We start from the raw sequence: 20066 nt of genomic DNA on the forward strand, positions 1-20066 counted from the left end.
TGCCCGACCACTAGGACATGACCTGACCTACTAGCCCCCTAACTTCGAAGCATGACCTCAACCGAGACCCCTCCCAACAGCCCGGCCGCCCAGGCCGACCGGCGGCGATGGATCGCCCTCGCCATCGTGATGACCGCGGCCTTCATGGATCTGGTCGACGTCACGATCGTCAATATCGCGATCCCGTCGATCCAGCGGGAGGCCGGCGCGTCGTACGGCCAGATCCAGTGGATCACGGCCGGATACGCGCTCGCCTTCGCCGCGGGCCTGATCACCGGCGGGCGGCTCGGTGACATCCATGGCCGTAAGCGCCTCTTCCTCATCGGCATCGGCGGATTCACGCTCGCGTCGGCCCTGTGCGGATTCGCCGCGAATCCCGAGATGCTGGTCGCCTCCCGCATCCTCCAGGGCGGTATGGCCGCGCTGATGGTGCCGCAGGTGCTGTCGATCGTGCACGCCACCTTCCCGGCGCACGAACGCGGCAAGGTGTTCGGCCTGTTCGGCGCGGTCGTCGGGCTCGGGGCGGTGTCCGGCCCGCTGCTGGGCGCGCTGCTGACCGAGTGGAACCTGTTCGGGCTCGAGTGGCGGCCGATCTTCCTCATCAACCTGCCGGTGGGCATCGCGGGCCTGATCCTGGGCCGCCGCTACATCACCGAGTCCAAGGCCCCGCACGCCCTCAAGCTGGACCTCGTCGGCGTCGCCCTCGTCACCCTCGGCCTGCTGATGCTGCTCTACCCGCTGATCCGCGGTCGTGAGCTGGGCTGGCCGATGTGGGGTTACGTCTCGATGGGCGGCGCGCTTGTCGTGTTCGCCGCGCTGGTGGCGTACGAGAAGAGGAAGACCGTGCGGGACGGTTCGCCGCTGGTCGAGCTCTCCCTCTTCAAGGTGAAGAGCTTCGCGGCGGGCATCGCGGTGCAGACGGTCTTCGGGATCGCGCTGGGCATCTTCTTCCTGGTGTGGACGTTCTACATGCAGGCCGGCCTCGGCTGGGGCGAGCTGCGGGCCGGCCTGACGGGCGTCCCTTTCTCGATCGCGGTGTCGATCGCGGCCGGGCTGTCGGTGCAGAAGCTGACGCCGCGGTTCGGGCGGAAGGTGCTCCAGGCGGGCGCGCTGATCATGGCCCTGGGTGTCGTGATCTATATCTGGGAGTCCGAGAGGTACGGCCTGTCCATCGCGCCCTGGCAGATGGCGCTCCCGCTGGTGGTCATGGGTGTGGGCATGGGCCTGATCGTGGCCCCGCTGACCGACGCGATCCTCTCCGAGGTGCCCCGCGAGCACTCGGGTTCGGCGTCCGGCCTGATCAGTACGGTCCAGCAGATGGGTAACGCGCTCGGGCTCGGCCTGGTGTCCGTGGTCTTCTTCGGCACGATGTCCGACCATCTGCCGCGGGCCGAGGTGGGCGCGGCCTTCGTCGACGCCTTCCAGAACGCGCTGATCTGGGTCGCCGCGGTGATGACGGCCATCTTCCTGCTGATGTTCGCCCTGCCGAAGCGGCCGGCCCAGCATGTGGAGGGCGCCGAGCCGACGCCCGCCGACGCGGACAAGGAGCCCGAACTCGTGGGCTGAGACCACGAGTTCATGCCGGCCCGGTTTGTCCTCAGGCCTGGTCCCACTGGGGACCGGGCCTGACGGCTGTCCCGGGGACCGGCTCTCCCCGACTCACGCCCAGCCTTTCTGGGTCCTTCCGATCGATGTCCGTTCGTGCCCACTTTTACGTCCGCCCCCGTTTACATGGCTGAAATTCGGGCGTACTCTGCCGAGTGAAACCACACGTTCGGGCATGGACGGAGGCGAACGGACATGTACGCACCGGAGCGGCAGCAGGAGATTCTCCGGCTGGCGCGTGACGGTGGCCGCGTGGACGTGGTGTCGTTGGCCGAGGAATTCCAGGTCACGGCCGAGACGATCCGACGCGACCTCAAGGCGCTGGACCGCGCCGGCCTCGTACGCCGAGTCCATGGCGGTGCCATCCCGGCCGGCCGGCTCGACTTCGAGCCCGATCTGGCCGAGCGGGAGACCACCGCGGCCGACGAGAAAGACCGCATCGCACGCGCCGCACTCGCCGAACTGCCCAGCAACGGCACGATGATTCTCGACGCGGGCACGACCATCGCCCGGCTCGCCGGGTCCCTCCCGCTGGAGACCACGCTCACCGTCGTGACGCACAGCCTCCCCATCGCGGCCCGCCTCGCCGATCACCCGGGCATTCAGCTCCACCTCGTCGGGGGGCGCGTACGTCACCGTACACGCGCCGCTGTCGACGCCTGGGCGCTGCGGGCGTACGGCGAGATCCGCGCCGATGTCGTCTTCCTCGCCACGAACGGCTTCTCCCTCGATTCCGGACTGACCACGCCCGACCTCGCCGAGGCCGCCGTGAAGCGCGCGGCCCTCGGCGCCGCGCGCCGTGTGGTGCTGCTCGCCGACTCCGCCAAGCACGGCCAGGAGCACTTCGCGCGCTTCGGCGCCCTCGACGACGTGGACGTCCTGATCACCGACAGCGGGCTGAGCCCTGAAGACGCGACCGCCCTCAAGCGGGGCGGCACGGAAGTGGTGCGTGCATGATCCTCACCGTCACCCCCAATCCCTCGCTCGACCGGACCTACGAGGTCCCGTCGCTCGACCGCGGCGAGGTCATCCGGGCCACCGGCGAACGCATGGACCCGGGCGGCAAGGGCGTCAACGTCTCACGGGCGGTCACCGCCGCCGGCCGGCGCACCGTCGCCGTACTGCCGCTCGGCGGCGCCCCCGGCTCCCTCGTCGCGGACCTGCTTCACGCGCAGGGCATCGAGGTCGCGCCGGTCCCGGTCGCCGGGCCGACGCGCTCCAACATCTCCCTCGCCGAGGCCGACGGGGTACTGACGAAGATCAACGCACCCGGACCCGAACTCACCTCCACCGAGGAGGAGTTGCTCCTGGAGACGGTACGGGCCCAGTCCCGCGACGCCTCCTGGATCGCCTGCTGCGGCAGCCTGCCGCGCGGCCTCGCCCCGTCCTGGTACGCCGCACTGGTCGCCCGGGCACACGCCGCCGGCACCCGCATCGCCCTGGACACCTCAGGACCGGCACTGCTCGCGGCCCTGCGGGAACGACCCGACGTCGTCAAGCCGAACGCCGAGGAACTGGCGGAAGCGGTCGGCCGCCCCCTCGCCACCATCGGCGACGCGGTCAAGGCCGCCGAGGACCTGCGGGAACAGGGCGCCGGAGCGGTGCTGGCCAGCCTCGGCGCGGACGGGCAGCTGCTCGTCGAGGCCTCGGGCGTGTGGTTCGGCAGTGCGCGGGTCGAGACGGTTCGCAGCAATGTGGGCGCGGGTGACTCCTCGCTCGCCGGTTTCCTGATCGCCGGCGGTAGCGGCCCCGACGCCCTCGCCTCCGCCGTCGCGCACGGCGCCGCGGCCGTCCAGCTCCCCGGCAGCGTGATGCCGGGCCCGGCCGACCTCGACCCCGACGCCGTGACCGTCACGTCGGCGGTTCCGGTGGACCGCGTACTCACGGAGCCGGTGTCATGAACTTCCGTACCGCTAACGCTGGTTCGGCCTCCGCAGCCCGTACGTCTCGTACGGCCCCTGGATCGGCCCTGAAGCGGTGGGGCCTGCCCCTCCCCGCCGCAGCCACGGGGAGGCGGGGCTTCCCCGGCCCCGCCTCCGCCTTCCCCCTCGACCTCGGCGTGTGTGACACTTCCGGCAATTCGGTCACGGTCGAGTCCGGTTCATCTGTACGCAGCCTGTCTGAACGCAGCCTGTCTGAACGCAGCCTGTCTGAACGCAGCCGGTCTGAATGCAACACCCCCGTCCCCGCCCATGACATCCCCCGGGCGATACGCGTGCGAAGGAGCCCGCGATGAGCGAGATGATCACCGCGGACCTGGTCGACCTCGACCTGTCCGCCGATACGAAAGAAGCGGCGGCGCGCGCCCTCGCCGAGCGCATGGTGGCCAAGGGTCGGGTGACCGACCTCGAGGGCTTCCTCGCCGACGTGGCCGCCCGCGAGGCACAGATGCCGACCGGCCTCGACGGCGGCATCGGCATCCCGCACTGCCGCAGCGAACACGTCACCGAGCCGACGCTGGCCTTCGGGCGCAGCGCCGCCGGGATCGACTTCGGCGCTCCGGACGGGCCCGCCGACCTGATCTTCCTGATCGCCGCCCCGGCCGGTGCCGACGACGACCACCTCACGATCCTGTCGTCGCTGGCCAGGCAGCTGATGAACACCGAGTTCACCTCCGCGCTGCGGGCGGTGGACGACGCGGAGGGGGCCGCCGCCCTGGTCCGTGGGAACGAGCCCGCGGTGGCCGCTCAGGTCGCCACCACGGTGGGCACCACCGAAGACTCCGCAGACACCACAGACTCCGCGGCGGCCCCGGCAGGAGCGGCCTCCGCCGATGCCGCCGCGGACAACTCGGCCCCTGGGACGACGACCGCCGAGGACGACGGCTCCGCCCCGGCGCAGGTCGCGGAGGCTTCCGCAACCGGCACGGCGGCTGGGGCGCCGAGCGCCGACGGCACCGGCTCCGCCCAGTCCGGCGGCCGGCCGTTCCGTATCGTCGCTGTCACCTCCTGCCCCACCGGCATCGCGCATACGTACATGGCGGCCGAGGCGCTGGAGAATGCGGGCCGCGACAACCCCGACGTCGAGGTAGTCGTCGAGCCGCAGGGCTCGGCGGGCTTCAACCGGCTCGACCCGGCCGTCATCGCCGCCGCGGACGGCGTGATCTTCGCCCACGATGTGCCCGTACGGGAGAAGGACCGCTTCGCCGGGAAGCCGACGGTGGACGTCGGCGTGAAGGCGGGCATCAACCGGCCCGCCGAGCTGATCGCCGAGGTCCGGGCCAAGGCCGAGCGCGGCGAGGCCACCGCGGCCGCGAGGCCCGGCGGTACGCCGGTCGAGCGGGCCGGAGAGCCCGGCGAGGGCTACGGCACCAAGCTCCGCAAGTGGCTGATGACCGGCGTCAGTTACATGGTCCCGTTCGTCGCAGCGGGCGGTCTGCTCATCGCCCTCGGCTTCGCGATCGGCGGCTGGGAGATCGACAAGGCCAAGCCGGTCATCGAGCACTTCGACTGGGGCCAGGTGGACAGCTGGGGCGCCCTGCTGTTCCAGATCGGGGCAGCGGCCTTCGGCTTCCTGGTGCCTGTCCTCGCCGGATACATCGCGTACGGCATGGCGGACCGACCGGGTCTCGTGCCCGGCTTCGTAGGTGGCGCGATCTCCCTGACGATCGGCGCGGGCTTCCTGGGCGGTCTGGCTGCTGGTCTGATCGCCGGTGGTGTGGTCCTCGGAATCCAGCGGATAAACATCCCGCCAGCACTGCGCGGCATCATGCCAGTGGTGGTGATCCCGCTGATCGGCTCGGCAGTCGTCGGATTCCTGATGTTCGTCGTCATCGGCAAGCCGATCTCCGAGGTACAGAAAGGCCTGACCGACTGGCTCAACGGCCTCTCCGGCACCAACGCCATCCTGCTCGGCATCCTGCTTGGCCTGATGATGTGCTTCGACCTCGGCGGCCCAGTCAACAAGGTCGCGTACACCTTCGCGACGTCCGGTATCTCGGTCGCGGACCCCAGTAGCTCGGCCATGAAGATCATGGCGGCCGTGATGGCGGCCGGCATGGTGCCCCCGCTTGGCATGGCCCTTGCGACGATCGTCCGTAAGAAGCTATTCACGACGGCGGAGCGGGAGAACGGCAAGGCAGCTGTGGTGCTGGGTGCTTCCTTCATAACTGAGGGCGCGATCCCGTTCGCGGCCGCCGACCCCCTGCGTGTCATCCCCGCCTCCATGGCGGGCGGCGCGGTTACCGGCGCGCTGAGCATGGCCTTCGGCTCGACCCTGCGGGCCCCGCACGGCGGCGTCTGGGTCACCTTGCTGATCGGCAAGCCGGTCCTGTACCTGCTGGCCATCGCGATCGGTACGGCGGTCACGGCAGGCCTGGTCATCATTCTGAAGGGCATGCGCAAGACGGGCCCGGCGACTGCGGAGTCCTCCGATGCCACGGCACCGGAGACGAAGCAGCCGGTGGCGGCGTAGGCCACGAGGATTCGGGACACGCATCGGGACAGGGCCTGAACCCTGTCCCGATGCGGGAAATTCTCCACGGAAATACCGCACGGGCCACTCCCGAGCATGACGAGGGCCTGTACAACCGCAATCGGGTTGTGCAGGCCCTCGTCATGCAGGTCCGGAGTTCACCGACAGCGCTCGGAAAAGCGGTCGATAGGGACTTCTGCTGGTGGGGCGGGAGTCGTTTCTTGCCCTCCTGCTGTTACTGCCCCGTGAAGTCTCACGAGCATCCCCAGAGTGCCACAGCCACGCCGAGAACGGTGACGCCGACCGGTCCGCCGCCGAAGCCGAGCGCACCGAGCCACGAAACGCCGAGAGAGGCGCCACATTTACGAGCCAGAGTCTTCTGCGCCTCCGTCGGCTTCGGACCCCCGGTGTAGAAGTAGTTCTTCCCCTCGTAGGTGACGCAACCAACCGAGGGAGAGCAGTACTCCCCAGGGCGTGCCTCTCGGTACATCTGCCTCCCGCACCCCTCCTTGGCGGGATAGCAGTACTCGGACTTCTTGACCGTGACGCACTTTCCGGACGGGGCGCAGACGCGCTTCGTCGAGGCGGCCTCGGCCGGGGTCGCCTGCCCCACGGTAACCATGAGCGCTGCGAGGACCGCAAGCAGAGCGATCACCCAACGATGACGTGGCGCCTTGGCGGCTGCAGCCGTTTGTATGTGCTGATGGTGAGTCACAATATCCTTCCCCCAGATAGGTTCGTTCTCCCCACGGCGCAGATCAGCGGTCAGTCTGCGTGCGCCGGAGTGTCCATGTTGCAAAGCCGGATCACCGTATCGCCCACGTTGATCTAGAGGATGGGGGTTATGTGACCGGAGCGAAACGCTTCGGGGGAATTCAAAGGGGAGGTTTCGGCGAACCGCGCAAAGAAAGCCACCCGGCCGCGGCGAGCGTAGCGCTCGCCGAATGTATCGACGGCTTTCTGTGACCGTGGCGGTATAGTCCCCCGGCGCGAGAAGCGGGGCGGCCGAGATTGCCGCCCGCTTGTCTCAATTGGGACATTTTGAGTTCTTCGTGGTACCCGCGAGACGTGTCACAGTCCGCGCCCAAAGGCAGTCCAAAGGCCTGGGTCGGCGTTACGACTCCCGCGCAGCCCGTCGCTCCATGGCATCCCGTGCAGCGTCCTCGCTCGTGTACACCTCGCACACGTGCCGCCCGTCAGGCGTAGCCGTGTGCTCGACCTCCCAGAGGGACAACTCCCGCCCGTCCAGCAGCAGGAACGCGTGCTCGTAGAGCGAGAAGCCCACCCCCCGGCCCCCATACGGCCGGCCAAACGCCTGAGTGATCTCGTGCGCGAACGCCATCCGCAGCAACTCGGCCATCTCTTCGCCCGGCCGGTCCACGTTCTCGGCCCGCCGCAGCAGCCGGCGCCCATGATCCGCCGAGTTGTCGAGCACGTACACATGCCGAGGCTCAGTAACCGGTGCGTGCAGTGCCATGATCGGCACCTCGAACTCCGGCTCGTCTGGCGGCAGCGGCAACCGTGCGGTTGCGGTCCGCAGCTCCTCCCGATCCTCGTACACCTCGTGCTCCACATGGCTGCCGGACCCGGTGTTGTGGACTAGCTCCCACAACGTGAGCGCCGAACCGTCGGCGAGCAGCCACGTGTGCCGGTACGTCTCGCGGTGCAGCCCTGCGCTGTGGTGCGCGGAGTGCAGCGAACTGTCGTGCGCCAGCGCGCAGTCGAGCCGCCCTATCGTCTCGTCGGAGAGCTCGAAGGAGTTCAGGGCGCGGCCGAGGAGTCGCGCGAGATGCTCCTCAGGAGACTCGGGCGACTCGGGTGGCTCGTACGCTGCCGTCTCGTACGGAACGCTCAAGGTTTCTCCCGGCGTTGCTGCATGTCACCTTGTGGGTGCATACCGTAGCCCCTCAGTCGGACATCATGTCCGGGAACCGAGAAAACGTACGCACAGAAAACGTCGAACCCACGTGAAAAGTTCCCACCCGCCATGACCCAGCCTCAAACACCCCTGCTCAGAAGGGGGCGGACGCCCCTTCCGGCGCGCCCCCGCTCACAGGCCGCTCCCTTCCGGACTCCACTGCAACTCGCCATACAGCTCCCCGTACGCCGGCCACACCCCACCCGGCCCCTCCAACGACTCGGCGGCCCGCACCGCCCTCACGATCGCCTGCGTCACCAGATCCGCCCCGGCCGCGAGGATCTCGTTCAATGCGAGCGGGTTCTCCTCCGCCAGCGGACGCGCCCCCGTGGCGAGCGCGAACACCGTGTCCCCGTCGTTGAGCAGATGCACCGGCCGTACGGCGCGCGCGATCCCGTCGTGCGCCGTCCCCGCCAGCTTCTGCGCCTGCGCCTTCGACAACTCCGCGTCGGTGCCGACCACTGCGAGCGTGGTGTTCAGCGGGGGAGCACCGTTCCTCGCCGCGGTCTCGGCCAGCCGCGCCCGCGCCGCTTCATGCACCTCCTTCGCCGGATACGTCATACGTCCCTGAAGCAGCTCCCCGTACAACGCCCCTGTCAGTGGATCCACCGCCGACCCCGCCGCGTTGGCCACCACCAGCGCCGCCACCGTGACTCCCGAGTCGAGCACGGCACTCGCGCTGCCGACCCCTCCCTTCATGCTCCCGACCGCCGCTCCCGTGCCGGCGCCCACGCAGCCCTCCCGGACCGGCGCGCCGAGCTCGCTCGCGGCTGCTGCCGCCACCGCCTCGCGTCCGGTCGCCGCGTCGGGCCTGGCCCGGAAGTCGCCGCCGCGCCCCAGGTCGAAGACACAGGCTGCCGGGACGACCGGCACCACGTGCGCCGGATCGGGCCCGACGCGTACCCCGCGCCCCCTCTCTTCCAGCCAGGCCATCACGCCCGCCGCCGAGTCCAGCCCGTACGCACTGCCGCCGGTCAGGACCAGTGCCTCGACCTTCCGCACCACGTTGCGTGGATCAAGGGCATCGGTCTCCTTGGTGCCGGGTCCGCCGCCGCGCACGTCCACGGCTGCGACGGCACCGCCCTCCGGGGCCAGGACGACCGTCGTACCGGTCAGCCAACCACCGCCGGTCCGCGTGGCGTGCCCCACGCGCAGTCCGGCCACATCTGTCAGAGCGCCAACTGTCATGGCACTGTTCCTAGGGTTGTTGGCCGGTGTTGGTCAACTCGCCGTAGTCCGGATGTCTGGTCCGGTGGCCCTCCGAACGGTGTTGAGGGCCGGGGAACAGCGCGAGCTGGTCACCTTGGCGCAGTCGGGTCTTGCCGCCCGGGTTGGGCGTGCCCGCTGTCCTGGGTGGGCTCGCGGTCCCGCAGGCCCGCGGTTGGGATGCGGCGCCCGGCGTGATACGCCATGCCGCGCAGCCGTTCGCGGAAGCGGGCGGTGGGGATACCGGCCACGGTGCGGCGGAACGCCTTCCCGCGCCGCCCGCGGCCCATGGTCTCCCGCCCGGCCCGGCGGGCGTCAGTGAAGCCCAGGTTCTCGATGGCGATTGCGGCGCAGCCCTGCTCGCGGGCGAGGGTGATCAGGGCGCTGATCGCGGCGCGTAGCCTGCCGTCCCGGGCGGCGGTCGGGCCGGTCAGGTGAAGCGGGATGCTGAGGGCTGCGCCGATGGGGTTGCCGTGCGCATCGAGGACGCAGGCGGCGAGGTGGTCGGCGTTCAGGTCGACGCCCAGCAGCCGTGTACCGAGTGCCGTGAACTCGTGCGGGGTGGGCGGCACGGTGGTGTCGGCGGACCAGTTGGCGTCGAGGTACCAGCGGTCGCGGGCCGGGTCGCAGGTGATGTCGTAGCGCACGGCCCGGTGGGCGGTGACGCGGTCCAGCCACTCGCCGCGGCGGTGGTGGAAGGTGACGGTGCAGCCCAGCCGGTAGCGGCCGCGGGGTTCGTTGGCCAGGTGCCGCAGCGGCTCGGGCAGCACGATGCTCACCGTGCCCTCGCCGGGGTCGACCGCGATGGTGTAGTTGCCGTGCGGGGCGCCGGACTCGCCGTCGGCGGTCAAAAACAGCCTCGCCGCCTCCCACCACCGGCGCCACTGGGCCTCGGTGAGTTGGGCGTCGGCCAGGTGGTGCCGCTGCCTGGCCAGGCGCCGTCCGCCGACGGTGATGGACGGCCGCCCGGAAGCGATCTGCTGCTCCACCACGGCGAGTCGGGCCTGCAGCAGGTGCAGGCGGCGCTATTTGTGTGCCCGTTCACTCTGGTCGGCGTAGCCGCGCGCCCCGCTCTTCGAGCGCCGGCCACAGGAGACGGCCAGACGGCGGCTGATGGTGCCGATGGCCCGACGCAGGCTCGCGCGCTCGTCGAACAGGCAGCGCATCGCCAGCTGGTACTGATCCTCGCTGGCCCGGGTCATCGCCCCCGCCCAGCGGGAGGAGGACACCGCGGTGAGCTTCTTCTTCCGCTCCGCCCGCCGGGCATCCTTCCCGGCAACCTGGCCGATCCCGACCCGCTCGGCCAGATCCGCCCGCTGATGACGACCCAGGTGCTCACCCACCAGCCGCAGCACCTTCTCATCGGCCGCATCCAGCCGCAGCCGGTCCCGGATCCGCGCCCCCGACGGAGCGGCCACGGTGAACGGAGCCGCCAGCACACGCAGCTCCCGCCTCCTCCCGTGCCTGCGCGCCACGACTGCCCCTCCCCGGTCGCTGCGAACTCAGCTGCCAGCACCGATCATGCGTTCCCGGTGCGCACGCAATCCACAAAACCAGCCCCGTTCACCCGCACGAGGGACACAACAGCCAACCATGGCCAAACAACCCAACCAACAGCTGTCCACCCAGCGTCGACGAGACGCCCGAGCCCGCACGAGTGGGGACGCATACGAGACGAGCACCCCAGGGAACGCACGTAAAGGGAATCCGGATATGCCACCCGAACCCGGCCCATCCCCAGGGCCGTACCCTGAAGCCATGAGTAGCACCCCCGCCCCCGAACCCCGCCCCGAGCCTTCGCAGGGGGTAGGCCAGACACCCAGGGACTCCCGCAAGCCCGCGCTGGTCTTCGACGATCCGTTGAGCCGGCAGTCCGAGGACGACACGGACGGCGGGTGGGGCGAGCGGCCCAGCGGTGACAGCGCCGGGGACCTGGCCCGCTTCCTGGACGAGAAGCCGCCCCACCACCTCTGAGCCGACCACCTCTGAGCCCACCACCTTTGAGCCTGGCCGGCCTGACGAGCCGTTGGCGCTATCGCTCGGTATGCCCGGACCCGCGCTGCGCCACCAGGGCGTCGCGGATCTCCTTCAGGACCTCCAGCTCGGTCACCTCGATGACCTCGTGGGTGCCCTCCTTCTCCTTCTGGCGGGCCGCCTGCCGGGCCAGGTACTTGGACATCGGCAGCACCATCAGGAAGTAGACGACGGCAGCGGTGATCACGAACGAGAGCGTCGCGCCGAGCACCGAGCCCCACATGATCCGGACGCCTTCCGCGGTGGCGCCGGTGCCTCTGCAGGGCTCCTTGATGCAGGAGCTGTAGTTGTCCAGGTTCTTTGTGCCGATCGCGCCCACCAGGGGGTTGATGATCCCCTGCACCACGGAGTTGACGATGTTGGTGAAGGCCGCGCCGATGACCACCGCTACTGCCAGATCGACGACGTTCCCGCGCATCAGGAAGGTCTTGAAGCCCTCCCAGGCTCGGATCCTTCTTGTTCTCGCTCACCAGGGAGCCCCTCTTCAGCCGTACGAATTGTGGAACGAACAGCTCCGCAACCTACGGCAGGGCGTGGCGGGCCTGCCCAATACCCCAGCTCCAACGAGCGACTTGACAGCCAGCCGGTGATCCTCTTGAGCAGGCTCAGCACAGGGTCACCGCCAATCGCGAGGTCGCCCCGGCTCCCGCCAGCCGCACCGCCGTCTGCCGTGGCACGGACAGCACGACCAGCGCACCGCCCTCGGCCACACCGTCCAGGGCCTGGGGCACCTTCGTCACCCGCACCCCGCGCGCGACCACCCGCGCATTGCCGCCGCCCGCCGCCGACTCCTCAGCCGCGACGACATCGACGCGATCGCCCGGCCGCAACAGCCGTACCGTCGCGCCGTCGGCGATCCGCACCGGCGCCGTCACCATCTCGCCAGCCCGCCGCTTCCGTACGGGATCGTCCGCCACTCTCGACTCCGCCGCGACAGACGGTGTACCGGCGGAGGGGGCCCGCGCCCGGCCGGCGTCCCGTGGCCCCGCGGCAACCAGCGCGGCAGCGGTCACGGCGAGTCCCGCGGCCACGGCCCGCCTTTTGTGCCGTACGAGCCGCCGCAGTTGATACCGCCCGCCACGCACCCGCACGGGAGTGAAGTGCGGCACCTCGCAGGTAACGGGCGCGTCCGTGCCCAGCGGGCGCGGAAAGGAAGGGAGTAGCGACACGAGAACCACCACCAGCGGTCGGGATTTCGGCTTGCGATGCCAGACTGCGGCCTCGCGCCGAATCCCGCTGCGGCCCGTGGACTACCGACCGGTTGTGGACAACTCGCTCACCCGAAGGGGGAGTTCCGCCCCCCAAAAAAACCGATCCGGTCACGGAGCCACCGAGCGGCCACGAAGCAACCGAGCGGTTCACGGAGCCACCGGGCGGTCGCGGGGACCGTGTCTCCGCCGAGAGCCACCGAGCCGCCAACAGAGCCGGCCCGGGCGCAGATGGCCGCCCGACCGAGTTTCCCACGCCCGCCCTACGGAAGTTCGAACCCCGGATCCATCCCGCCCAGTGCTTTAGCGCACAGGCAGTCCCGCGCCCCGTTCTCGGGCAGTCCGGCCACCGCGTCGAACAGCACGCCCCGCAGCCGTTCCACATTCGCCGCGAACACCTGCAGCACCTCCTCGTGCGAGACGCCCTCGCCGGTCTCGGCCCCCGCGTCGAGATCGGTGACCAGGGTCAACGACGTGTAGCAGAGCTCGAGTTCACGGGCGAGCGTCGCCTCGGGGTGCCCGGTCATGCCGACCACCGACCAGCCCTGCGCCTGGTGCCACAACGATTCGGCACGGGTCGAGAACCTCGGCCCCTCGACCACCACGAGCGTCCCGCCGTCCACCGGCTCCCAGTCCTGGCCGCGGGCCGCCTCCAGCGCGGTCTCGCGCCCGACGGGGCAGTACGGGTCGGCCAGGGATACATGCACCACGTTCGGCACCTGGCCGCCGGGCAGCGGCATCCCGTCGAAGTACGTCTGGTCCCGGGACTTCGTACGGTCCACCAGCTGGTCCGGTACGAGCAGCGTGCCCGGGCCGTACTCCGGACGCAGCCCGCCGACCGCGCAGGGCCCGAGCACCTGACGCGCCCCGACGGAGCGCAGCGCCCACAGGTTCGCGCGGTAGTTGATGCGGTGCGGCGGCAGATGGTGGGCGCGGCCGTGGCGGGGGAGGAAGGCGACCCGCCGCCCGGCGATCTCGCCCAGGAAAAGGGAGTCGCTGGGCGCCCCATAGGGCGTGGCCACCTGTATCTCGGTCACGTCGTCGAGGAAGGAGTAGAAGCCCGAGCCGCCAATGACGCCGATCTCGACGTTCTCCGTGTTCGCCATGACCGCACCCTAACCGGGCCCGAAAACACCGCGGACCCCGCCGTCGTACGACGACAGGGTCTCGTAAGGAAGCCTTACGCGGCCGAGCTGCTGCTCGAGGAGGTGCCGGCGCCGGACGACGACGAAGACTCGGAGGAAGACGACGTCGTGGAGGACGAGGTCGAGGTCGTGGGGGCGGCGTTCGACGAGGAGGACGACTTGGCCGTCGAGCTGCTCGACGAGGAGCCGCGGCTGTCGTTGCGGTAGAAGCCGGAGCCCTTGAAGACGATGCCGACCGCGGAGAACACCTTCTTCAGGCGGCCATCACAGCTGGGGCACTCGGTCAGGGCGTCCTCGGTGAACTTCTGCACCACCTCGAGGCCCTCGCCGCACGCGGTGCACTGATACTGGTAGGTCGGCACTTTGTCTTCCTCCTGGCACTCTCACTCGATGAGTGCTAACGACCATCAATAGTGACCTATTCCCAGCGTTCAGTCCACTGCCAGCGGTACGCGGTGACCGACGCCACGTGCGACGGTCCGTCCGGCCGGCCTGGGTACGAGCCGCGAGCGCAAGGCCACGAGCGTCGCCAGAGCCAGCAGCGTTCCGCCCATCGGGACGAGGAAGCCGGCGCCGTCCCAGAGACGGTCCTCCAGTTGTCCGGCGGCGGTGACGGCCGCCGCCTGCCCGAGCGCCACCGCGCCGGTCAGCCAGGTGAACGCCTCCGTGCGGGCGCCTGCCGGCACCAGGCCGTCGACCAGCGTGTAGCCGGTGATCAGGGCGGGGGCGACGCACATGCCGACCAGGAAGCCGACGCCGGCCAGGGTGAGCACGGAGTGCGCGGCCAACAGACCGGTCGCGGTCAGGGCCAGTGCCGCATACCCGATGACCAGACGGCGCCGCGGGGCCCTCTTCCAGGCGATGGCGCCGCAGATGATCCCGGAGAGCATGTTGCCCGCGGCGAACGTGCCGTACAGGACGCCGTTCAGGCCGGGCTCGCCGATCGACTCGGTGAACGCGGCGAGCGAGACCTGAAGACCGCCGAAGACGGAACCGATGCCCAGGAAGGCCACGATCAAGACGCGTATCCCAGGGACCGACACAGCGGAAGCGTGCTCCACGCGCGCGTGCCCCTCGCGACGTACAGCGGGCTGAGTGCTCTTCTGTGACGCGAACAGCAGACCGCCGACCAGGGTCAGCGTGGCCTCGGTGAGCAGGCCTGCCGCCGGGTCCACGGTGGTGCACAGCGCGGTCGCCAGCAGCGGGCCGAGTACGAAGGTCAGCTCGTCCGTGACGGACTCGAAGGCCGCCGCGGTCGTCATCAGGGGCGAACCTTGGAGCCTGACGCCCCAGCGGGCCCGCACCATGGGCCCGACCTGTGGCACGGAGGCGCCGGTGGGGACGGCCGCCACGAACAGCGCCCACAGAGGAGCGTCCGTGAGCGCGAGCGCTGTCAGGGAGACGCCTGCCAGGGTGTGGCCTAGGACGCCGGGCACCAGGACGGTGCGCTGCCCGTGACGGTCGGCGAGACGACCGGTGAGGGGTGCGAACAGCGCCATGGAGACACCGGTCACGGCGGCGACGGCACCGGCAGCCCCGTACGAGCCGGTGGTGTGCTGCACGAGCAGCACGATGGAGAGGGTCAGCATCGCGAACGGCTGCCGTGCGGCGAAGCCGGGGAGCAGGAACGTCCAGGCGCCTCGGGTGCGCAGCAGTTGCCCGTATCCGGGGCGGGAAGTGACCGATGTCCTGGCGGACTCGGAGGTGACCGTGGATGCCACGGCCGTGCCTTTCTGCCACCTGGTAGCGCGCGCCCGTGCGGGGGGCGCGCCGAGAGCTGTCCTCTTGCGCGGAACTGCGGTAGATACCGGGCCCCTGGGAGGGCAGCGGCCGCCATACGGTCGCGCCAGCTCTGCGTCAGGCAGAGGTGGGTCGATCTGAGTGCGCCTTCATCGTACAGGCATCAATAAGCGTGGCCCTGGGAAAGCGAGAACCCGAACCGCATTCCCCTACGAAGTGCCGTTGCCGCCCGTTCCGAGCCACCCCGCCAGCTTTCCGCCCTGCCCGACCGCCCGCAGTCGCCGCTCGGCCGCGTCCCGGACCGGGTCCGTGGCCACCACGAGGAGTTCGTCGCCGCGTTGCAGGATCGTCGTCGGCAGAGGCACGAACGATTCACCGTCCCGGACGACCAGCGTGACCGCTGCCCCCGGGGGCAGCCGCAGCTCGTTGATCTCGACGCCGTGCATTTTCGACCCCTCCGGGATGGCTACGGACAGCAGATGTCCGCGCAGTCGCTCCAGGGGTGCCGATTCGATGCCCAGGTCGGCCGCCTCGGTGGCGGACTTGTCCAGGCTCAGCTTCCGGCCCAGCCAGGGGAGAGTCGGGCCCTGTACGAGGGTGTAGACGACGACCAGTATGAAGACGATGTTGAAGATGCGACGGCTTTCTTCGATGCCGCTCACCATGGGGATCGTGGCCAGGATGATGGGCACGGCGCCGCGCAGCCCAGCCCAGGACATCAGGACCTGCTCCCGCCACGGCAGCCGGAACGGCAGCAGCGCGACCACGACGCTCAGGGGGCGCGCCACCACGGTCAGCACCAGGCCGATGGCCAGCGCGGGCCAGAAGTCGTCCTTCAGTTCATGCGGCGTGACCAGCAGGCCGAGCAGGACGAACATGCCGATCTGGGCGATCCAGCCGAGCCCGTCGGCGAAGCCGCGGGTGGCGGGCCAGTGCGGCAGCTTCTGGTTGCCCAGCACCATCGACGCCAGATACACGGCGAGGAAGCCGCTGCCGTGGGCGAGCGCTCCGCCCGCGTACGCCATGACGGCGATGGCCATGACGGCGATCGGGTAGAGGCCGGAGGCGGGCAGTGCCACATGGCGCAGCCCGTACGCCCCGACGAAGCCCACCGCGAGCCCGATGGCCGCTCCGATGGCCAGCTCCAGGATTATCGTGCCGATCAGCGCGTACCAGTCCTCCACCGGACCGGCCGTGGAGAAGGCGACGACGAGGATGACCACCGGAGCGTCGTTGAAGCCGGATTCGGCCTCCAGCATGCCCGTCAGGCGCGCGGGCAGGGGCACTCTGCGCAGCACCGAGAAGACCGCCGCCGCGTCCGTCGAGGAGACCACCGCGCCGACGATGAGCGCCTGCCGCCACTCCAGATCGATCAGGTAGTGGGCCGCCGTGGCGGTGACGCCGACGCTCACCGCGACGCCCACCAGCGCCAGTGACGAGGCGGCCGGAAGCGCCGGCTTGATGTCTTTCCACTTCGTGCCGAGACCGCCCTCGGCCAGGATCACGACCAGGGCCGCGTACCCGAAGACCTGGGTCAGTTCGGCGTTGTCGAAGTGGATGCCGCCGACGCCGTCCTGCCCCATGGCGACGCCGATGCCCAGGTAGACGAGCAGGCTGGGGAGCCCGCTGCGCGAAGAGATACGAACCGCTGCCACCGCGACGAGCAGAACGAGAGAGCAGACGAGCAGGAGCTGGTTGAGGTGGTGGACAGTCAGCGGGTGCTCCCCTCTCGGCCATGCAAGTACTTCGTTACTTTACCTAACTCTTGACGCTTTCTTGACGATCGAGGATGTGGCCCCGATCGCCTGAAGCAGCCCGTTCCGGACTCCGCGTCAGGGAGCCTGGAGCCCTGACCTATGGTTGCTCCTGCGTTCAGTCAAAAGCACGGCCCCGCCTGCCGCTCGCGTGAGGACAGCAAGGACAGCGATGCCCCCCAACACCACCTCTTCTTCCGGTCAGAAGCGCGGCAAGTCCGGCAGGAAGAAGGGGCGCAGAGCCCGTCTGATCTTGATCGTCCTGGTCCTGGCCATCATCGGGGGCGTCGGTTTCGGGGCGTTCTGGTCCATCGGCACCGTGCGCGCGTCCTTCCCGCAGACCAAGGGATCGATCGAACTGGACGGTCTGTCAGGACCCGTGGACGTCAAGCGCGATGGCAACGGCATCCCGCAGATCTACGCGGACACCGAAGAGGACCTGTTCATGGCGCAGGGCTACGTCCAGGCGCAGGACCGGTTCTACGAGATGGACGTACGTCGCCACATGACGTCCGGCAGGCTCTCGGAGATGTTCGGCAAGGGCCAGGTCGACAACGACGAGTTCCTGCGCACCCTCGGCTGGAAGCGGGTCGCGGAGGAGGAGTACGAGACCAAGCTGTCGGCCGAGACGAAGAAGTACCTCCAGGCGTACGCCAAGGGAGTCAACGCCTACCTCCAGGGCAAGGACGGCGAGGACATCTCCCTGGAGTACGCGGCGCTCGGTTTCTCCAACGACTACAGGCCCGCGGAGTGGACTCCGGTCGACTCGGTGTCCTGGCTCAAGGCGATGGCCTGGGACCTGCGCGCCAACATGCAGGACGAGATCGACCGCTCCCTGATGACCAGCCGCCTCGGCCCGCAGCAGATCGACGACCTGTACCCGCAGTACCCGTACGACCGGAACAAGACGATCGTCCAGGAGGGCGAGTACAACCGGAGCACCGACGAGTACGAGCAGAACGGCGGCACGGACGCCTCCGCGGGGGGCTCCGGGCTCGCCGGCGGCGCCACGGCCCCGGACGGTCTCCAGAGCCAGCTGTCGGGCCTCTACGACGAACTGGACGACGTCCCCACCGCCGTCGGCGTGAACGGCAACGGCATCGGCTCCAACTCCTGGGTCATCGGCGGCGCCCACACCATCAGCGGCAAGCCGCTCCTCGCCAACGATCCGCATCTGTCGCCGTCGCTGCCGTCCGTCTGGTACCAGATGGGCCTGCACTGCAGGAGCGTCTCCGACAAGTGCCAGTACGACGTCTCCGGGTACACGTTCGCGGGCCTGCCGGGCGTGATCATCGGCCACAACCAGAACATCGCCTGGGGGATGACCAACTCCGGTGTCGACGTCGCCGACCTGTACCTGGAGAAGCTCACCGGGGACGGTTACGAGTACGAGGGCAAGGTGCGGGCCTTCGAGACCGAGGAGGAGACCATCAAGGTCGCCGGCGGCGCGCCCAAGAAGATCGTCGTCCGCTCCGTCCGCGTCCCCAAGGAGGACGGGAGGCCGGGGGGCACGATGCCCCTGCTGTCCGACCGCGACGACGAGCTCGTGAAGGTCGGCAAGAAGGCCACCGTCGACCAGGACGCACCCGACCGCGGCGACGGCTACGGGATCGCCCTGCGCTGGACCGCTCTGGACGCCGGCAACTCGATGGACGCCGTCTTCGCGATGAACAAGGCCACCGACTGGAACGGCTTCCGCAAGGCGGCCGCCCTGTTCGACGTGCCCTCGCAGAACCTGATCTACGCCGACCAGCAGAACAACATCGGCTACCAGCTGCCCGGCAGGATCCCGAAGCGCGATGCGGGCGACGGCTCGCTCCCGTCGCCCGGCTGGGACTCCAAGTACGAGTGGACCGGCTTCATCCAGCAGTCCGAGCTGCCCTACGAGTACAACCCGGAACGCGGCTACATAGTGACCGCCAACCAGGCCGTCGTCGACGAGAAGTACCCCTACAAGCTCACCACGGACTGGGGCTACGGCACACGCAGCCAGCGGATAACCGACCTCATCGAGTCGAAGCTCAAGGGCGGCGGCAAGGTCTCGACCGACGACATGCGTCAGATGCAGCTCGACAACAGCAGCGAGATCGCCAAGCTCCTGGTGCCCCTGCTGCTCAAGATCGACGTCGTCGACAAGGACGTACGGGACGGCCAGAAGCTCCTGGAGGGCTGGAACTACACCCAGGACGCCGATTCGGCGGCCGCCGCCTACTTCAACGCGGTCTGGCGCAACATCCTGAAGCTCGCGTTCGGCAACAAGCTGCCCAAGGAGCTGCGGGTCGAGGGCCAGTGCCTGTACGTCGAGCCGGTCGACACCACGGGTCCGGCCGACGAGGACCGGCGGGTGCGGGAGTGCGGCGAACGTGACGCGGACAGTGCGCAGCCGGACGGCGGCGACCGCTGGTTCGAGGTGGTCAGGTCGCTTCTCGACGACGAGAAGAGCGACTGGTGGAAGGCGCCCGGCAACCGCACCGACGCCCCGGCCAAGAACCGCGACGAGCTCTTCGCGCGGGCCCTGGAGGACGCCCGCTGGGAGCTGACCGCCAAGCTCGGCAAGGACATGGACACCTGGAACTGGGGCCGCCTGCACCGGCTGTACCTGAAGAACCAGACCATGGGCACCGACGGCCCCGGCTTCCTCCAGTTCATGCTCAACCGCGGCCCGTACAACCTGGGCGGCGGCGAGGCCGCGGTCAGCGCCACCGGCTGGAACGCCGCGGGCGGCTACACCGTGGTCTGGGTGCCGTCGATGCGGATGGTCGTGAACCTGGACGACTTCGACAAGTCGAAGTGGATCAACCTCACCGGCGCCTCCGGGCATGCCTACAACGAGCACTACATCGACCAGACCGACAAGTGGGCCAAGGGCGAACTGCTGGACTGGGTCTCCACGGAGCGGGCGGTCGACGAGAACACCGAGGACACGCTGGTGCTGAAGCCCTGAGCCGGGCAGACGGCCTTCGCCAGGCCCTGCCAAGAAAGTGGCCCTCCGCGCGCGCGTGGAGGGCCACTTCGAAGATCAGCCTCTACAGGCGGATCAGTA

The 20066-nt window shown here is 69.5% G+C and carries 17 protein-coding genes; 6 read left to right on the plus strand and 11 right to left on the minus strand.

All coding sequences use genetic code 11. The features are described 5' to 3' along the window. Positions 1 to 51: 51 nt before the first annotated feature. The 4 genes from G6048_RS03085 to G6048_RS03100 all read left to right on the plus strand — a co-directional run bounded on the left by G6048_RS03085 (position 52) and on the right by G6048_RS03100 (position 6018). Positions 52 to 1566 carry an MFS transporter gene (locus G6048_RS03085; protein ID WP_165337844.1) on the plus strand — a complete coding sequence of 505 codons (1515 nt, stop codon included), beginning with the start codon at positions 52 to 54 and terminating at the stop codon, positions 1564 to 1566. 234 nt (positions 1567 to 1800) lie between these two features. Further along, positions 1801 to 2562, plus strand: a complete 762-nt coding sequence (locus G6048_RS03090) for a DeoR/GlpR family DNA-binding transcription regulator (protein ID WP_165337845.1) — start codon at positions 1801 to 1803, stop codon at positions 2560 to 2562. After that, positions 2559 to 3506, plus strand: coding sequence for a 1-phosphofructokinase (gene pfkB / locus G6048_RS03095; protein WP_165337846.1), 948 nt, complete (start codon positions 2559 to 2561; stop codon positions 3504 to 3506). Before G6048_RS03090 ends, pfkB begins: the two co-directional genes overlap by 4 nt. 331 nt (positions 3507 to 3837) lie before the next feature. Beyond that, a complete protein-coding gene (locus G6048_RS03100) occupies positions 3838 to 6018 on the plus strand; it encodes a PTS fructose transporter subunit IIABC (protein WP_165337847.1) in 2181 nt (726 codons plus the stop codon). Positions 6019 to 6271: 253 nt separating this feature from the next. Here the strand turns inward: G6048_RS03100 and G6048_RS03105 are convergent, their stop codons facing one another. The 5 genes from G6048_RS03105 to G6048_RS49165 all read right to left on the minus strand — a co-directional run bounded on the left by G6048_RS03105 (position 6272) and on the right by G6048_RS49165 (position 10617). After that, positions 6272 to 6673: a hypothetical protein gene (locus tag G6048_RS03105; protein ID WP_165337848.1), complete on the minus strand. Its 402-nt coding sequence runs from the start codon at positions 6671 to 6673 to the stop codon at positions 6272 to 6274. Positions 6674 to 7132: 459 nt separating this feature from the next. Further along, positions 7133 to 7873 (minus strand): DUF6227 family protein, encoded by a 741-nt coding sequence (locus tag G6048_RS03110; protein ID WP_165337849.1) that lies wholly within the window; start codon positions 7871 to 7873, stop codon positions 7133 to 7135. Positions 7874 to 8068: 195 nt separating this feature from the next. Then, positions 8069 to 9124, minus strand: coding sequence for a P1 family peptidase (locus tag G6048_RS03115; RefSeq protein WP_165337850.1), 1056 nt, complete (start codon positions 9122 to 9124; stop codon positions 8069 to 8071). Between the two features lie 110 nt (positions 9125 to 9234). Beyond that, complete coding sequence (locus tag G6048_RS03120) at positions 9235 to 10131, minus strand: hypothetical protein (RefSeq protein ID WP_235989440.1); 897 nt, start codon at positions 10129 to 10131, stop codon at positions 9235 to 9237. A 36-nt stretch (positions 10132 to 10167) separates the two neighbouring features. Next, entirely contained in the window at positions 10168 to 10617 is a 450-nt protein-coding gene (locus G6048_RS49165; protein WP_235989441.1) for a hypothetical protein, read from the minus strand. A gap of 283 nt (positions 10618 to 10900) precedes the next feature. Between G6048_RS49165 and G6048_RS03125 the strand changes: the two genes are divergently transcribed. Next, positions 10901 to 11116: a hypothetical protein gene (locus G6048_RS03125; protein ID WP_165337851.1), complete on the plus strand. Its 216-nt coding sequence runs from the start codon at positions 10901 to 10903 to the stop codon at positions 11114 to 11116. 58 nt (positions 11117 to 11174) lie between these two features. On the opposite strand, the gene G6048_RS03130 is transcribed toward G6048_RS03125, so the two are convergent. The 6 genes from G6048_RS03130 to G6048_RS03160 all read right to left on the minus strand — a co-directional run bounded on the left by G6048_RS03130 (position 11175) and on the right by G6048_RS03160 (position 16984). Continuing rightward, a complete protein-coding gene (locus tag G6048_RS03130; RefSeq protein WP_165337852.1) occupies positions 11175 to 11594 on the minus strand; it encodes an MscL family protein in 420 nt (139 codons plus the stop codon). 187 nt (positions 11595 to 11781) lie between these two features. Further along, complete coding sequence (locus G6048_RS03135) at positions 11782 to 12345, minus strand: CpaB family protein (protein ID WP_165337853.1); 564 nt, start codon at positions 12343 to 12345, stop codon at positions 11782 to 11784. A gap of 302 nt (positions 12346 to 12647) precedes the next feature. Then, a complete protein-coding gene (locus tag G6048_RS03140; protein WP_165337854.1) occupies positions 12648 to 13490 on the minus strand; it encodes an S-methyl-5'-thioadenosine phosphorylase in 843 nt (280 codons plus the stop codon). 74 nt (positions 13491 to 13564) lie between these two features. After that, the gene (locus G6048_RS03145) at positions 13565 to 13891 is read right to left on the minus strand and encodes an FmdB family zinc ribbon protein (RefSeq protein ID WP_165337855.1); all 327 of its coding nucleotides are present in this window, start codon (positions 13889 to 13891) and stop codon (positions 13565 to 13567) included. Between the two features lie 69 nt (positions 13892 to 13960). Further along, the gene (locus tag G6048_RS03150) at positions 13961 to 15250 is read right to left on the minus strand and encodes an MFS transporter (protein ID WP_165337856.1); all 1290 of its coding nucleotides are present in this window, start codon (positions 15248 to 15250) and stop codon (positions 13961 to 13963) included. Positions 15251 to 15478: 228 nt separating this feature from the next. Continuing rightward, a complete protein-coding gene (locus tag G6048_RS03160) occupies positions 15479 to 16984 on the minus strand; it encodes a potassium/proton antiporter (protein WP_165337907.1) in 1506 nt (501 codons plus the stop codon). 211 nt (positions 16985 to 17195) lie between these two features. On the opposite strand from G6048_RS03160, the gene G6048_RS03165 reads away from it, so the two are divergent. Then, positions 17196 to 19967: a penicillin acylase family protein gene (locus G6048_RS03165; RefSeq protein WP_165337857.1), complete on the plus strand. Its 2772-nt coding sequence runs from the start codon at positions 17196 to 17198 to the stop codon at positions 19965 to 19967. Positions 19968 to 20066: the final 99 nt, after the last annotated feature.

This window comes from Streptomyces ureilyticus, assembly GCF_011045025.1.
Lineage (GTDB): Bacteria > Actinomycetota > Actinomycetes > Streptomycetales > Streptomycetaceae > Streptomyces > Streptomyces ureilyticus.